Below are 15954 nucleotides of genomic sequence, written 5' to 3'. Positions count from 1 at the left end.
CCCGGAGGAGGTTCATCGTTCGACTTGCATGTGTTAAGCACGCCGCCAGCGTTCGTCCTGAGCCAGGATCAAACTCTCCGTGAATGTCTTCCCCCGCGCGCCGCAGCGGGCGGGGCATTCGCCAAGAGCGGCACCGCCGGGAGGAATCATCCCGGGGTGCACAGCGTCCTCGCTGTGTGTTTCAAAGGAACCTCGTACCCGAAGTCCCCGCCAAAACGGCGGGTTCGGGACGGGGCATCAACATATCTGGCGTTGACTTTTGGCACGCTGTTGAGTTCTCAAGGAACGGACGCTTCCTTCGGCTCCCCTTCCGGGGCTCCTCCGGGCGCTTCCCTTCGGTGTCTCCGACTCTATCAGATCCCTTTTCGGTCTCCGATCCCCGGCCGGCGGGTTCCTGCCTTTTTCTGCCGCGCCGTTTCCGGCGCTTTCCCCACCGTAGCGGATTTCCTGTCCGGCGCCCAATCGGGCCGGTCCGGAAAAGAAATGCGGCAGGCCGCACTTCACCCCCGGAAAAGGGGGTTCACGCTGTATGAGTGGTCGCCACCGGACGTGGCAGAAGGGCCGCCAGGAAACCGTTCCGGCCCCTGACAACTCGAAGAACCCTACGGATCGACCCCAGGGCTGTCAAACCGGCGGGAGGGGGCGGTCAGTCCAGGTCGCTGAGGCGGCCGTCCGCGTCCGGCTGGGTGTCCTCCACCCGGCGCAGGAGGCGCGTCAGCAGCTCCCCCAGCGTGCCGCGCTCCTCGTTCGAGAGGTCCTGGAGCAGGTCCTCCTCGAAGGCGGAGGCCATCCTCATCACCTGGAGCCACTTCTCGCGCCCCTCGTCCGTCAGCTCCACGATGACCCGGACGCGGTTGCTCTCGTCCCGTTCCCGGGTGATCAGGCCGGCGGCGGCCATGCGGTCCATGCGGTGGGTCATGGCGGCCGGGGTGAGTCCCAGGCGTTTGGCGAGGGCCCCGGGGCCGAGCCGGTAGGGCCGGCCCGCCATCACCAGCTCCTTCAGCACCTCCCACTCCGCCTGGGTGAGACCCAGGGTGGCGAGCTGGCGCCCGTAGGCGACGCTCATGCGGCGGTCGAGGCGACTGAGCGCGTTGACGACCTTCTCCACCTGGGGATCCAGGTCGCCGTACTCACGCTGGTAGATGGCGATCTGCTCGTCCAGCGTGGGCTCGTGGCCCCGATCGGGCGAGGGCTGCTCGGGCATGGCCGGAGTATGACACGAAACTCATTCACATCGAAGACTTTCCCTGTGTACTGTTTAGCATCGAACTTTAGTTTCGAAGGGTGAGGGCTGTCCCATCCTTCGGTTCTTCGATCAGTCAGACACAGAGGTAGGTGAGTGTGACCACCACGACGGGCACAGCGCTGCGCCGGATCCAGACGGGGAACGCACTGAGCGCGTTCGGCAACGGCTTCACCGTCCCGTTCCTGTTCATCTACGTGGCGCAGGTACGGGGCCTCGGCGCGAGTACCGCCGGAGTGGTGCTCGCCCTCTTCGCCGTGGCCGCGCTGGTCGTACTGCCCTTCACCGGGCGTGCGATCGACCGGAGGGGGCCGCTGCCCGTCGCCGTCGCGGGGACGCTTCTCGCCTCCGCCGGTTCGCTCGGCATCGCGCTGTCGAGCGGTGTGGCGTCGATCTTCGCGTCCGCCGTCGTCTTCGGCGCCGGCCTCGCCGTGATCCAGCCCGCGCTCGCCACGATGATCGTGTGGTGCTCCACGACGGCGACGCGGTCACGTGCCTTCGCCACCCAGTTCTTCCTCAACAACCTCGGGCTCGGCATCGGCGGCCTGCTGGGCGGGATGGTCGTGGATCCGGAGCGGCCCGCGTCGTTCCTGCTCCTGTTCGGGATCGAGTCGGCCATGTACGTGCTCCTGGGCGTGACCGTGGCGACCGTGCGGATGCCGAAGGGGTCGCACGCCGGAGGCGGCGTCGGGCGAGTCGAGGAGGGCGCCCCGGAGCCGGGCGGCCGCCCGTCGATCCTGGCCGACCGGGCGATGGTGACGCTGTGCGTGCTCGGGTTCGTGACGTTCTTCGCCTGCTACGGGCAGTTCGAGTCGGGTCTGTCCGCGTACGCGGTCGAGGTCTCGCGGGTCTCCCCGGCGACGCTGGGCGCCGCGCTCGCCGCGAACACCGCCGTGATCGTGCTGGCGCAGTTCGCCGTGCTGAGGATCGTGGAACGGCGGCGGCGCAGCCGGGTGATCGCGGTGGTCGGGCTCATCTGGGCGGTGGCGTGGCTGGCGGCCGGGGTGTCCGGGCTGGTGGCCGAGCGGCATGCGCAGGCCGTCGCCGCGCTGATCGCCACGTACGCGCTGTTCGGCCTCGGCGAGGCGATGCTGTCGCCGACCGTGGCACCACTGGTGGCGGACCTGGCGCCGCCCCGGATGGTGGGCCGGTACAACTCCGCCTTCGCGCTGGTGAAGCAGCTGGCCCTGGCGATCGGCCCGGCGGTGGGCGGTCCGATGGCCGCCACCCTCCACGTGCCGTACATCGTGATGCTGGTGCTGTGCTCCCTCGGCATCACCGTGCTGGCCCTGCTGCTGGGACGCCGGCTGACCGCCGCGCAGGACGATCCGCTGCGGACCGTGGTGGTCGCCTCCTCCAAGCCGGCCGGACCGGCCGGCGCGGGCGAGCCGTCCCGGACGGCCGTCCCCGTTCAGACCGCCTGATCCGGAACGGCCTCGGGCAGGACGAACTCGCACCACACCGCCTTGCCGCCGCCGGGGGTGCGCCGGGAGCCCCAGGCGGAGGCGATGGTCGCGACGATGGAGATGCCGCGGCCGTTCTCGTCCGCGGGGTCCGCCCGGCGGCGGCGCGGCAGGTGGTCGTCGCCGTCGGTCACCTCGATGATCAGGCGGCGGTCGGTGCGGCGCAGGCGCAGGCACATCGGCGGGGTGCCGTGCTGGAGGGAGTTGGCCACCAGTTCGCTGGCGGCCAGTACGCCCAGGTCGTGCAGGTCCGCGGGGAAGCGCCAGCTCGTCAGGACGCCGGAGGCGAAGGCGCGGGCCCGCGGGGCGGCCTCGACGCCGCCGAGGAGGTCGAGCGCGGCGTTGTGGAACAGCTCGGCCTCGTGGCCCGCGCGGACCGGGTGCTGGAGGACGAGCAGGGCCACGTCGTCGTCGTGCGCGGCGGTGATGCCCAGGGCGCGCTGGAGCCGGTCGCAGACGACCTGCGGACCGCCGGCGGCCCCGGCGAAGGCGCGTTCCAGCGCCTCGATGCCCTGGTCGATGTCGGCGTCGCGCCGCTCCACCAGGCCGTCGGTGTAGAGCACGGCGGAGGAGCCCGGACCGAAGGGGACCGAGGCGGAGGTGTGCAGCCAGCCGCCGGTGCCCAGCGGGGGGCCGGTGGACGCGTCGGCGCGGTGGACCGTGCCGTCCGGGTCGCGGACGAGGATCGGCAGGTGGCCGGCGGAGGCGTACGCCAGGCGGCCCTCGTTGGGGTCGTGGACGGCGTAGAGGCAGGTGGCGATCTGGTTGGGGTCGATCTCGGAGGCGAGCCCGTCCAGGAGCTGGAGCACCTCGTGGGGCGGCAGGTCCAGGCGGGCGTACGCGCGGACGGCGGTGCGGAGCTGTCCCATGACGGCGGCCGCCCGCACTCCCCGGCCCATCACGTCCCCGATGACCAGCGCGGTGCGGCCCGCGCCCAGGGTGATGACGTCGTACCAGTCGCCGCCGACGGCCGCCTCGGTGCCGCCCGGCCGGTACGTGGCGGCCACCCGCAGGTCGTCGGGCTGTTCGAGCTGCTGCGGCAGGAGGCTGCGCTGGAGGGTGACGGCGGCCTCGCGCTGCCGCCGTTCGCTGGCGCGCAGCCGTTCGGCGGCCTCGACCTGGTCGGTCACCTCGGCGGCGAAGACGAGGATGCCGCGCTGCGGCTCGGGGTCCGCCAGCTCGATGGGAGTGCAGGTGAAGGTGTAGTAGCCCGGGCGTTTGCGGCCGGGGGCGCCGGGGACCCGGCGGGACTTGACCGTGCGGGGCCTGCCGCTGCGCAGGACCTGGTCCATCAGGGGGAGCAGGCCCAGTTCGGCCAGCTCCGGGAGGGCCTCGCGGGCGGGCGCGCCAGGGCTCCGCGGGCCGAAGGCGGCCGCATAGGCGCCGTTGACGAACGCGACGCGGTGGTCGGGGCCGTGGACCAGGGCGACCAGGGCCGGAAGGTGTCCGAGCAGGTCGTGGGCGGACAGGGCTTCGATGCTGCGTCTCGCCCCGCCGTCGGCCGGAGCGGGCGAGTCGCCGTGCTTCCCCTGCCCGTCCCGCTCTTCCCTGGCCGCCGGGACGGCGGCGGGGGAGGCGGCCGGCGCCTTGCGCTGCCGTCGCACCGCCCGGGCGGCGGTGCGTCGCTGTGTGCCGGGCAGCCGAGCGCTCCAGCGCGTGAAGTTCACTGCGTGCGGTCCGATCCGATTCCGATGCGTGTGCTGTGCCTGTGCTTGTCCTGCCTGCTGTGCCCGCCGTGTCCACCGCGCCCGCCGGCGGCTCCCCCGCCGACACGGGCCCACCCATGGTCACACGACCAGTGTGACCGACGGCACCGACATCCGTCAGGGTCCTTCGGGATGGCGGCCGGTGCCCGCGGCGAGTTCGAACTCGGCGCGCGGGTGCTCCAGTGAGCCGAGCGAGACGATCTCACGTTTGAACAGCCCGGCCAGCGTCCACTCCGCGAGGATGCGCGTCTTGCGGTTGGCCGTCGGCACCCGGCTCAGGTGGTACGCGCGGTGCAGGAGCCAGGCGGGGTAGCCCCTGAGCTTACGGCCGTAGACGTGGGCGACGCCCTTGTGGAGGCCGAGGGATGCGACGGAGCCCGCGTAGGCGTGCCGGTACTCCTCGGGCTCCTCCCCGCGCATCGATGCCACCAGGTTGTCGGCCAGCAGGCGGGCCTGGCGCACCGCGTGCTGGGCGTTGGGGGCGCACTCCCGGGGCTGTTCTCCCCCGGGGTCTCCGGCCGTCAGGTCCGGGACGGCGGCCGCGTCGCCGGCGGCCCAGGCGTGGTCGACGCCGTCGACGCGCAGGGTGGCGGAGCAGCGCAGCCTGCCGCGTTCGTCGCGCGGAAGGTCGGTCGCGGCGAGGAGGGGGTGGGGTTTGACGCCCGCGGTCCACACGAGGGTGCGGCAGGGGTGCTGGGATCCGTCGCTGAGCCGGGCCACGCGGTTCTCGCAGGAGTCCAGGCGGGTCTCCAGACGTACGTCGATGTTGCGGCGGCGCAGTTCGCGCACGGTGTAGCGGCCCATCGCCTCGCCGACCTCGGGGAGGATGCGGTCGGTCGCCTCGACGAGGATCCACTTCTGGTCCCGGGGGCGGATGTTGTGGTAGTAGCGGCAGGCGTAGCGGGCCATGTCCTCCAGCTCCGCGAGGGCCTCGACGCCCGCGTAGCCGCCGCCGACGAAGACGAAGGTGAGGGCGGCGGCGCGGACGTCGGGATCGCGGGTGGAGGAGGCGATGTCGAGTTGTTCGAGGACGTGGTTGCGCAGCCCGATGGCCTCCTCGACCGTCTTGAAACCGATGCCGTGCTCGGCGAGTCCGGGAACCGGAAGGGTGCGGGAGACGGAGCCGGGGGCGAGGACGAGTTCGTCGTAGGGGATCTCGACGGGTCCGGAGCCCGCCTGCTCGGTGGCGAGGGTCTCGACGGTGGCCACGCGCCGGGCGTGGTCGATGGCCCTGGCCTCGCCGGTCACGACCCTGCAGTGGGGCAGGACGCGGCGCAGGGGCACCACGACGTGGCGGGGTGAGATGGAGCCGGCGGCCGCCTCGGGCAGGAAGGGCTGGTACGTCATGTAGGAGTCCGGGGCGAGTACGACGACCTGTACGCCGCCCCGCCCCTCCCGCGCGCGCCTCAGCTCTTTCCTCAGGCGCCGCTGGAGGCGCAGGGCGGTGTACATGCCGACGTAGCCTCCGCCGACCACGAGAATGCGCGCGGGTTCCTTCGTCACCTGTCCATGACGCACCCGCGGACGGAGGTTTGTCCACAGGCCCGGGGGATCGTATGACCGGAGGAGGACTCGCTTCCGGGGTGTGCGATTCCCTTGAGGGCATGGCATCGCCGCTGGTCACCGGGGTTTGCCGGCCGTTTCCGGGAGGCGGTGGGGGAGGCGAGGGAAATGTGCTCCGTTCGGGTCCGGAGGTGGCGGAACAACCCCCTACTCCCGCCGCCCGGGGTCAACTATGTTCGTAGGGCGTCGGGGCGTAGTCCGACCGTGCTCCGACGGCAAGGGCGGGGAGTCTCCGGGGGGAGACTGCCATTACCGGGGGAATACAACATGCATATTCAGGGCATTCAGGGCTCTCATTGGTCGACCGCCGCCGTGGATCCGTCCGTGGGTGACGGCGCGGCGGACGCGGTCGGCGGCGGGAGCGCCGGGGGAGGCGGGCGCACCACTCCGCTGCGGGTCGACGCCCAGCGCAATCTGGAGCACGTGCTGCGGGCCGCCCGCGAGGTCTTCGGCGAGTCGGGGTACGGCGCCCCGATGGAGGACGTTGCGCGTCGTGCGCGGGTCGGGGTCGGCACGGTCTACCGGCGTTTCCCCAGCAAGGACGTACTGGTGAGGCGGATAGCCGAGGAGGAGACCGCGCGGCTGACCGAGCAGGCGCGGGCGGCGTTGCGGCAGGAGGAGGAGCCGTGGCCGGCGCTCTCCAGGTTCCTGCGCGCCTCGGTGGCCTCGGGAGCCGGTCGGCTGCTGCCTCCGCGGATACTCCGGGTCGGCTCGTTCGCCGGTGGGGAAGCCGGGACGGCGGGCGCCGTCTCCGGGGAGGCGCACACGGCGGGGAGCGACGGCCACGGGCAGCCGGGGCTGCGGCTGGTGGACGACCGGCACGTCGCGGAGGCGGAGTCGGCTCAGTCCGCCCGGAGGGACTCCGAGGACGACGCGGGAGTCGCCGAACTGCTCGATGTGGTCGGCCGGTTGGTGGAGCGGGCGCAGAACGCCGGTGAGCTGCGGTCGGATGTGACGGTCGCGGACGTGCTGCTGGTGATAGCGACGGCGGCTCCTTCCCTGCCGAATCCGGCGCAGCAGGCGGCGGCCTCGGAGCGGCTGCTGGACATCCTGCTGGAGGGGCTCAGGCCCCGGGCGGCGAAGCCCGCCGGGGTCTGAGGGCCCGGGCGGCCCGGCGGCCGACGGAGGCGGTCGGGCACCTGATCCGGTCCGGTTTCCAGGGCGATTTTCGGTCATGTTCGAAACGTCGCCGTCGGACCTCCCGATACCTCCCCTACCTCATGAGTGCATTGCCTGCGCACCGTTTTGCGATTCATCGCCCCGGATGAGTGATTGAGGCGCACGCCGAAGATCGCGCGGTCACCGCTGTGCCACGCTGTGCCGGTGTTCACTGGGAACGGTGCGTACGGGGGTGCTCGCTTTGGGTGTTGAGGGACGGGAGGGGCCCGCCGGTCCGGAGGGCCTGGACGGGACGGACGCCCCGGGGAGGGCCGCGCCCGGTGCCGCTTCCCCCCGCCCCGCGGTCTCCGGGCCCGGCTCGGCCCGGCCGGGACGTGCCGCGACGGCGCAGCGGGCGGGGGCGCCTCGGCGGGCGGATGCGGGAGAAAGGCCCCCGAGCGACGCGGAGCTGGTCTCGCGGGTGCACGGTGGCGACACCGGCGCGTACGAGGAGCTCCACCGGCGGCACGCCGGCGCCGTCCTCCGCTACGTCCGCCGCTGCTGCCGGGACGGGGCCGCCGCCGGCGACCTGGCGGACGAGGTCTTCGCACGGACCCTGCCCGCCCTTCCCGACGGCCCGGACTCCGGCACGGCGGTGCGCGTCCACCTGCTGACGGCCGTCCGGGCAGTGGCGGCGGGCTGGGGGAGGACGGGCGGCTGGGAGCGGCTGGCCGAGGGCTTCGCGGTGTTCGCGGTGTCGGCCGATTCCTCGGGGAACGACGGCTGTTCCGAGCCTGACTTCCAGTCGAACTGCCAGTCGGACTGCCAGTCGGACTTCGAGCCGGACGCCGATGCGCGGGCCATGCGGGAGGCCGAACGGTCGACGGTGGTGCGTGCCTTCCGAGGCCTGCCCGAGCGGTGGCAGACGGCGCTGTGGCACACCGTGGTCGAGGGCGAGTCGCCGCAGGACGTGGCTCCGCTGCTGGGCCTGACCGCGGACGCCGCGGCGATGCTGGTGTACCGGGCGCGGGAGGGTCTGCGGCAGGCGTACCTCCAGGCGCACGTCGGCCGGTCGCGGACGGCGTCCGGCGACTGCGCGCGCCACGCCGCCCGGCTGGGGACGTACGCCCGAGGGGCCCTGCGGGCGCGGCTGGACCTGGGGCTTCGCCGGCATCTGGAGCTGTGCGCCGACTGCCGGTCGGCGGCGCTGGGGACGAAGGAGGTCTGCGACCGGCTGCGCCGCCTGCTGCCGGTGGCGGTCGTCGGGTGGGGTGCGGACGTGTACTCCGGTACGGAGGGCGGTGTCGTGGAGGCCTCCGCCGGTACCGTCGCGGGCGTCTCCGCCGACCCGTTCCCCGACACCGCTTCCGGTACAGCCCCGGGCGCCTTCGCGGGTGTTCTCACCGATGCCGGGGCCCGGGGGCGTACCGCTGTCCCGGCGGCGCGTGCCGGGGAGCCGGTGGACACCGGGAGTGCTGTGGGACCGGTGGGGCTGATGGGTCCCGTCGGTCCGGCGGGCGCGGGCGGCGCGGCCGCAAGCGGCTCCGCGGTGTTCGACGGTCTGGGCGCCACGGCCAAGGCGGGTGTCACGGCCGGGGTGATGGCCGCCGCCGTGGCCACCGCGCTGACCCTGGCGCTGATCGCGGACGGCCAGCGGCCCCGCGGCCCGCAGCCGGAGTCGCGTCCTCCGGCGACGAGCGGGCCCGAGGCGTCCGGGGCCTCCGGGACGGAGGCGGCGGACGCGAAGGCGGGAAGTTCGAAGACGCTGACCGTGACGCCGTCGGAGTCGGCAAGGGGTTCCGCGGAACGCGGGCCGGCCCCCGAGGCCGGTGCCGGATCCGGCGCCGGGCCGGTACCGGTGCTCCCCGGTTCCGGTTCCCCGTCCGCGCCGGGGGCCGCGCCACGGGCCGGGCAGGAGCCCCCACCGGGGACAGGCCCGTCCTTCCCCGGCGCCGTCCCGCCGACCGGGCAGCCGCCCGCGCCGACGCCCCCGGATTCGCCGGCGCCGTCCTCCTCCGCCGTCCACCGGCTCGACCGGCTGCCCCGGCACGCCGCCGGAGCGGACAGGCCCACCGTGCGCGGCGGTGAGAGCGACTGGATGTGGAAGCGCTCCGGCCTGTGGATCGCCGGACGGGACCGGGGTTCCGGTGTGACGGTGCGCGCCCGTTCCGTCCTGACGGTCGATCTGGGCGGCTCCTGCACGGCGCTCGACGCCCTCGTCGGGGTGGACGATCTGACGGCGATCCCGGCCGCGGTCCGCTTCTCCGTCTACGGCGACGGCGTCCGGCTGTGGCAGTCGGACATGGTCCGCCGGGGCGACGCCCCGGTGCCGGTCCATGTCTCCCTCACCGGTCGCAGGACGCTCCGGCTGGTGGTCGAGCCGCGCACCGCTCTGGACGCGGTGGCGCTGGCGGACTGGGCCCAGGCGCGGATCACCTGCGGCTGAGCGGGTCCCCGCGTTCCCCCGCCTCGGCCCGCGCCCCGCCGGATGTCCCGCATCCGTCCCGCGCCCCGCCGGATGTCCCGCATCCGTCCCGCGTCCGCCGGAGGGGCCCCGCCCCGTGCCCGTACCTCATGTCCCCGCCCCGTGTCCGTACCTCATGTCCGTGCCCCGTGTCCTCGCCGGACGCCCTCCGCCCCGCGCCTGCCCCACGTCCCGCCCAGGGGACACGGCTCACAGGCTCGGGCGTTGCGGCACTCCCCCGGCCACCGCGCGCTGGCGCGGTGCGGCCGTGCCCGTCCAGCAGCTTCCGCGGCGGGCCAGCAGCCGGCGCAGCCAGACCTCGGTGGAGACCAGTTCCGCCAGCCCGTCCAGCGGCAGCGGCTCGCCCCCGGCCGCCGCGCGCAGCGCCTTGCGCACGACGCGGGCCTCGACCAGACCGGCGTCGGCGAGCAGGGGCGCGTCGAAGAGGTCGACGAGGTCGTCGACCCGGGATCGCAGTCCGGTTCGTACGGCCGCCACCTGCGTCGCCTGGGAGGGGGTGCCCCAGCCGGGCGGCAGGTCGTGGATGCCCGCCCCCGCCAGGACGGCCCGCAGTACGGACGCCCGTGCCCCCGGCTGGACGCGCAGGGCCTCCGGCAGCGCGCGGCAGGCCCGTACGACCTGGTTGTCCAGGAAGGGCGCGTGCAGCCGCTGGCTGCGTACCTCCGCGGCCTGTTCGAGGACCCGGTGGTCGGCCGCCAGCCGGGCGAGCGCGGCCCGCGCCCGCCGCTCCCCGGGGCGTGTGCCGGTCTCTCCGGGCACCGGGCGGAGGGCCGCCCGCTCCAGACGAATCGATACTTCGGCGAGCACCTCTCCCGTCAGCCAGCGAGCGGCGGGCCCGGGGCGGCACCAGGCGAGGGCGGCCAGTGAGGCGTCGAGCGCTCCGGGCGCGCCGTCCGGCCCGGTGTTCCAGGCGATGTCGCGTTCCCGAAGCCGCCGTGCGGCCTCCAGCATTCCGTCCCGGTAGGGGGTGCGGGCCAGTCTGCGGGCCGCCCGGTAGACGGTGAGCGGGACGAGCACCGCCCGTCCGGGCGCTCCCTCGGCCCGGGCGAGTGCCGTGACCGGCCGCAGCAGGTGGCGGCGGCGCCGGTCGAGCAGCAGGTCGGCCAGCCGGGCCGGGTGGGCGTCGAGGACCTGGCGGGCGCCGTAGCCGGCCAGGTGGTCCGCGCTGCCGGCGGCCAGCCGTCTGCGGTGCCGCTCGGCGGTGATCAGCGAGGGTCCGGGCTCGTCGGTCAGCGGGCCGTCGAGGAGCGACCCGCCGTCCGGGCCGGCGTAGGGCAGGGCTTCCTCGCCCGCGGCGACGACGACGTGGTGGAGCCGGGGGTTCTCGGCGATGCCGCGGGCGCGTTCCAGTTCGGCCTCGCGGCCCGAACGGGGTCCGAGGGTCAGGTCGTTGAAGGTGACGGCGAGGAGCCGCTCGCCCGCCGACGTCCCCGGTGTGCCGTGGACGGTGCCGGGCACTCCGGGCAGTCCGGCGGCCAGCAGTGCGAGCGTCGCCGACGCGCTGCCGCCGGAGAGGTCGGCGCCGATGCCGGGCGCGGGTCCCCTCAGCGGGCGGCCCGCGCGGCGCTGTGCCGGTCCCATGCCGGGGATCGGCCCGGGGTCGAGGCTGTCGAGGTCGGGTACGGGCGCGTGGCGCGGGGCGGCCAGCCGCACCCGCACGGCCTCCACCAGTGCCTCGCGCACGCCCGTGACCGCGTCGTCCGCGTCCACCGGGGGCGCGGCGACGACGGTGGGGGCGGCGGGTTCGTAGCCGACGGTCTCGCGGCTGCGGCCGTCGCGCATGATCAGCGCGTGTCCGGGCGGTACGCGGTGCACGCCGGTGTAGGGGGTGCCGTCGCCCAGGGCCTCGGGCGCGTCGGGGCAGGCGAGCAGGGCGGCGAGGTGGCCGACGTCGAGCTGTGCCTCGATCAGGTCGGCGAGCGGCAGCGCGGCGGTGGCGTAGGCGGTGCCGCCCGCCCAGGGGGTGTGGAAGACGGGCCGGGCCCCGGCGAGGTCGGTGGTGACGGTGACGCGGCGTCCGATGCGGACCACGGCGGTGTAGCTGCCGGGCCAGGCGGTCAGGTGGCGGAGGGCTCCGCCGCGGGCGGCGTACAGGGCGGTGCGCAGTTCGTCGTCGGACGCGCCGCAGCAGCCCAGCACCGCCAGTCTGTTGCCGCTGTCGGCCTCGACGAGGCGGACCTCGTCGGGCCGCCAGTCGCCGACGGCCCACAGCGGGTCGGGGCCGTCCCACAGCAGCCGTGCGCCGACCGGCTGGATGGTGTGCCCGGGCCGGGCCGCGGTGGCGCTCGCGCCGTGCGCGTTGTCTGCGGCCCATCCGACCAACCACCGCATCGCCGCCTCCGCATGGGCCATCGAGCTGTCGTCGGCGGACGCGGGCTGCCGGGGCCGCCGTCGTTTGCGGACCATGCTGCCACGGGATGGGCGTGCAAGAGGCGCACGGGAGCGCGGACGCGCGGGCGTCGGCGTCGCGCCGCGACGCCGTGCCGGTTGCCGGAACTTCCGTCGTGGACAACGGCATTCGGCCAAATATCCGCTGTGGGGTATGCCGTGCGAAACATTGCCGGCAGTCCGGGAGGCAGCGCCGCCTCCCGGACCGGACCGCCGCCCGCGGGGAATGGAACGGCGGTGTTCCCCCAGCCCACTGTTTCCTGCGCAGTGGACCGACCCACGCGATACCCATGGAAGCGCTTCCCCTCCGCGCCGCACAGAGCGCACGGCCAGGCGCATCGGCACACGCCCGGAGCACGCGCCGGGGGAGCATGCGCGGCGTACTTCCGGGCGGTCCGCGCGCTCGTCCGCGCACTGTCGTTCGCGCTTTCCTGTGCGGGGACGAATCCCGCCATCCCCGACGACGCCCCTTAACGGTAGGGATGCGGCGAACTACGCTGGGTTGACGAGCGCCCCGCGGGTGCGGTGCGGGGCGGCCGTCGGCTGTGTGTCAGGGGTGCGCATGTCCAGGGAGCCACGCGGGCCGAACGAGAAACTCGGCGCCGTTCTCGCCCTCGCGGGAATCAGCAACGCCGGCCTCGCCCGCCGGGTCAACGACCTCGGCGCGCAGAGGGGGTTGAACCTCCGCTACGACAAGACCTCGGTGGCCCGGTGGGTCTCCAAGGGCATGGTGCCGCAGGGGGTCGCCCCCCATCTGATCGCCGCCGCGATCGGCAGCAAGCTGGGGCGGCCCGTTCCCCTCCACGAGATCGGGCTGGCCGACGCCGATCCCGCGCCGGAGGTGGGCCTGGCCTTCCCCCGGGACGTGGGGGCGGCCGTGCGGTCGGCGACCGAGCTGTACCGGCTGGACCAGAGCGGGCGGCGGGGCAGCGGCGGCGTCTGGCAGTCGCTGGCGGGGTCGTTCTCGGTGAGCGCCTACGCGGTGCCCACCTCGCGCTGGCTGATCAAGCCGGCCGACAGCTCGGTGGCGCGGGACGCGGCGGCCCTGGTGAAGTCCCGGGACGAGAAGGCGGGTTCCGGTGCCGCGCCGCCTCCGCCGGTCCCGACGTCCCTGCGCGTCGGGCACAGCGACGTGGCGAAGCTCCGCGAGGCGGCGGAGGCGGCGCGGCGCTGGGACTCCAAGTACGGCGGGGGCGACTGGCGTTCGTCGATGGTGCCCGAGTGCCTGCGGGTGGACGCCACTCCGCTGCTGCTGGGCTCCTACAGCGACGAGGTGGGGCGCGCGCTGTTCGGCGCCACCGCCGAGCTGACGCGGCTGGCCGGGTGGATGGCCTTCGACACCGGCCAGCAGGAGGCCGCGCAGCGCTACTACATCCAGGCGCTGCGGCTGGCGCGGGCGGCGGCGGACGTGCCGCTGGGCGGGTACGTCCTGGCCTCGATGTCGCTCCAGGCGACGTACCGGGGGTTCGCCGACGAGGGCGTGGACCTGGCGCAGGCCGCGCTGGAGCGCAACCGGGGCCTGGCGACGGCCCGCACGATGAGCTTCTTCCACCTGGTGGAGGCGCGCGCCCAGGCCAAGGCGGGCGACGCGGCGGCCTGCGGTACGGCGCTGGCGGCGGCGGAGGGCTGGCTGGAGCGCTCGCGGGACGGCGACCCGGATCCCTCCTGGCTGGACTTCTACTCCTACGACCGGCTCGCCGCCGACGCCGCCGAGTGCTACCGCGACCTGAACGCGCCGCGCCAGGTGCGCCGGTTCACCGAGCAGGCGCTGTCGCGGCCGACGGAGGAGTTCGTCCGCTCGCACGGGCTGCGGCTGGTGGTGTCGGCCGTCGCGGAGCTGGAGTCGGGCAATCTGGACGCGGCCTGCGCCGCGGGCACCCGGGCGGTGGAGGTGGCGGGGCGGATCTCCTCGGCGCGGACGAAGGAGTACGTGCGGGACCTGCTGCACCGGCTGGAGCCGTACGGCGACGAGCCGCGCGTGGTGGAGCTGCGGGAGCGGGCCCGGCCTCTGCTGGCCGCGCCGGCGTGATCCCCGGCGCGGCGCGGACGGGTCCCGGCGGGATGCGGACGGTCCCAGTGGGGGCGGCAGCGGCCCCGGAGGGGGTCCGGGCGGATCGCCGGACGGGTCACACCGTGGGCCGTTCGGGGGTTGGCTGTCAGCGGTGCGGGCCATGATGGAAGGCGTGTCCACTGTCTCCACGGCTCCCTCCATGGTTTCCGCGAGGCGCGCGGCGTACGACTGCGACGTGCTGGTGGTCGGCGGCGGGATCGTCGGCCTGTCGGCGGCGTACGCGCTCACCCGGGCCCGGCCCGGCACGCGGGTGGTGGTCCTGGAGAAGGAGCCGGGTCCGGCCCGGCACCAGACGGGCCGCAACAGCGGGGTGATCCACAGCGGCGTGTACTACCGCCCCGGTTCGCTCAAGGCCCGGTTCGCGGTGCGGGGCTCGGCGGAGATGGTGAAGTTCTGCGCGGAGCACGGCATTCCGTACCAGGTGACGGGGAAGCTGATCGTCGCCACCGAGCGGGAGGAGCTGCCCCGGCTGCACGCGCTGGTGCAGCGCGGCCGGGAGAACGGCATTCCGGTGCGGGAGCTGGGCCCGGCCCAGATCGCCGAGTACGAGCCGCACGTCAGCGGGCTGGCGGCCATCCACGTCGGCACCACCGGGGTCTGCGACTTCGGCGCGGTGGCCGCCGAGCTGGCCCGGTTGGCGGCGGCGGCGGACGCGGAGGTCCGCTACGGCTCCGAGGTGGCCGCCGTGGACCGCCGCCCCGGGGTGGGCGTGGCCGTCCGTACGACGGCGGGTGCGGTGGTGCGGGCCCGCGCCATGGTCAACTGCGCGGGGCTGCACTGCGACCGGGTGGCCCGGCTGGCCGGCGACGCGCCACCGGTGCGGATCGTCCCCTTCCGGGGGGAGTACCACGAGCTGTCCCCGGCCCGTGCGGGACTGGTGCGGGGCCTGGTCTACCCGGTTCCGGACCCGGCGTTCCCGTTCCTGGGCGTCCACCTCACGCGCGGTGTGGACGGCTCGGTCCACATCGGCCCCAACGCCGTGCCGGCCCTGGCCCGCGAGGGCTACCGGTGGGCCGCCGTCCGCCCCCGCGACCTGGCCGGGGTGCTGGGCTGGCCCGGCACCTGGCACATCGCCCGCCGCCACTGGCGGTACGGCGCGGGCGAGGTGCGCCGCTCGCTGTCCAAGGCGGCCTTCACCGAGGCCGTGCGGCGGCTGCTGCCGGACGTGTCCGCCGACGACCTCGTCCCGGCCCCGGCGGGGGTGCGCGCCCAGGCGGTCGGGCGGGACGGGACGCTGGTGGACGACTTCCTGATCACCGAGGCCCCGCACACCGTCCACGTCCTCAACGCCCCCTCCCCGGCGGCGACGGCGTCCCTGCCGATCGGCCGCGAGGTGGCGCGGCGGGTGCTGGCGGCGCTGGACGCGGCACGCTGAGCCGGGCCGGTCCGGCGGGTGGGGAGCCGGGCGGCGCCGTGGAATGCCGGCGGTCTCCGGGATGTTCAACCGGCGCACAGCGTAATGGAGTTGGCATCCCGACCGCCTCGCACCCAAGGACCCCTCATGGCAGCCGTGCTCTCGGACGACCTGAAGAAGTACCTCGACGAATCGCGTGCCTTCGCGACCGTGGCGACGCTCATGCCCGACGGGCGGCCGCACCTGACCGTCGTGTGGATCAAGCGCGACGGCGACGACCTGCTGTTCTCCACCACCGCGGACCGGCAGCAGGGGAGGAACGTCGTCCGCGACCCGCGCGTCACCGTGATGATCAGCCCGCAGGAGAACCCGTACGTGTACGCGGAGGTCCGCGGCGACGCCACCGTCACGCCCGACGACTCCGAGGAGCTGCTGAACGAGCTGTCGGTGAAGTACACGGGCCGGGACTACGCCACGTTCAACCCGGCGTCGGAGAACGACGGGGAGCGCATCGTGGTGCGCGTCACCCCGGTCAGGGTCACCGGCCGGTTCTGAGGGCGGGGCTCGGCGGCGGGGCTCGGCG

10 protein-coding genes and 1 rRNA gene are annotated in these 15954 nt (G+C 74.6%); 6 read left to right on the top strand and 5 right to left on the bottom strand.

Annotation, left to right across the window (positions count from 1 at the left end; all coding sequences use genetic code 11):
• Positions 1–84: ribosomal RNA gene (locus ABD358_RS19860) — 16S ribosomal RNA — on the bottom strand; the annotation flags it as partial.
• Between the two features lie 562 nt (positions 85–646).
• Positions 647–1204, bottom strand: coding sequence for a MarR family winged helix-turn-helix transcriptional regulator (locus ABD358_RS19855; RefSeq protein WP_344632422.1), 558 nt, complete (start codon positions 1202–1204; stop codon positions 647–649).
• A 137-nt stretch (positions 1205–1341) separates the two neighbouring features.
• Between ABD358_RS19855 and ABD358_RS19850 the strand changes: the two genes are divergently transcribed.
• Entirely contained in the window at positions 1342–2667 is a 1326-nt protein-coding gene (locus ABD358_RS19850) for an MFS transporter (RefSeq protein WP_344632421.1), read from the top strand.
• Here the strand turns inward: ABD358_RS19850 and ABD358_RS19845 are convergent.
• Positions 2655–4373: an ATP-binding SpoIIE family protein phosphatase gene (locus tag ABD358_RS19845; RefSeq protein WP_344632420.1), complete on the bottom strand. Its 1719-nt coding sequence runs from the start codon at positions 4371–4373 to the stop codon at positions 2655–2657. The genes ABD358_RS19850 and ABD358_RS19845 overlap by 13 nt on opposite strands.
• A gap of 156 nt (positions 4374–4529) precedes the next feature.
• Entirely contained in the window at positions 4530–5864 is a 1335-nt protein-coding gene (locus tag ABD358_RS19840) for an NAD(P)/FAD-dependent oxidoreductase (protein WP_425576376.1), read from the bottom strand.
• Positions 5865–6242: 378 nt separating this feature from the next.
• On the opposite strand from ABD358_RS19840, the gene ABD358_RS19835 reads away from it, so the two are divergent.
• Positions 6243–7073, top strand: coding sequence for a TetR/AcrR family transcriptional regulator (locus ABD358_RS19835; protein ID WP_344632418.1), 831 nt, complete (start codon positions 6243–6245; stop codon positions 7071–7073).
• 481 nt (positions 7074–7554) lie between these two features.
• Positions 7555–9519 (top strand): NPCBM/NEW2 domain-containing protein, encoded by a 1965-nt coding sequence (locus tag ABD358_RS19830; RefSeq protein ID WP_344632417.1) that lies wholly within the window; start codon positions 7555–7557, stop codon positions 9517–9519.
• 228 nt (positions 9520–9747) lie between these two features.
• Here the strand turns inward: ABD358_RS19830 and ABD358_RS19825 are convergent, their stop codons facing one another.
• On the bottom strand, positions 9748–11889 hold the full coding sequence (locus ABD358_RS19825; protein WP_344632430.1) for an asparagine synthase-related protein: 2142 nt from the start codon (positions 11887–11889) through the stop codon (positions 9748–9750).
• Between the two features lie 619 nt (positions 11890–12508).
• Between ABD358_RS19825 and ABD358_RS19820 the strand changes: the two genes are divergently transcribed.
• The 3 genes from ABD358_RS19820 (at position 12509) to ABD358_RS19810 (ending at position 15926) form a co-directional block, all read left to right on the top strand.
• Entirely contained in the window at positions 12509–13975 is a 1467-nt protein-coding gene (locus ABD358_RS19820; RefSeq protein ID WP_344632416.1) for an NsdA family TPR-like regulatory protein, read from the top strand.
• 181 nt (positions 13976–14156) lie between these two features.
• Positions 14157–15392: an L-2-hydroxyglutarate oxidase gene (gene lhgO / locus ABD358_RS19815; protein ID WP_344632429.1), complete on the top strand. Its 1236-nt coding sequence runs from the start codon at positions 14157–14159 to the stop codon at positions 15390–15392.
• A gap of 126 nt (positions 15393–15518) precedes the next feature.
• A complete protein-coding gene (locus ABD358_RS19810) occupies positions 15519–15926 on the top strand; it encodes a PPOX class F420-dependent oxidoreductase (RefSeq protein ID WP_344632415.1) in 408 nt (135 codons plus the stop codon).
• Positions 15927–15954: the final 28 nt, after the last annotated feature.

It is taken from the genome of Streptomyces glaucosporus, assembly GCF_039533345.1.
GTDB lineage: Bacteria > Actinomycetota > Actinomycetes > Streptomycetales > Streptomycetaceae > Streptomyces > Streptomyces glaucosporus.
Note: the sequence above shows the minus strand (reverse complement) of the source record. Positions and strands in the feature narration are given on the sequence as shown.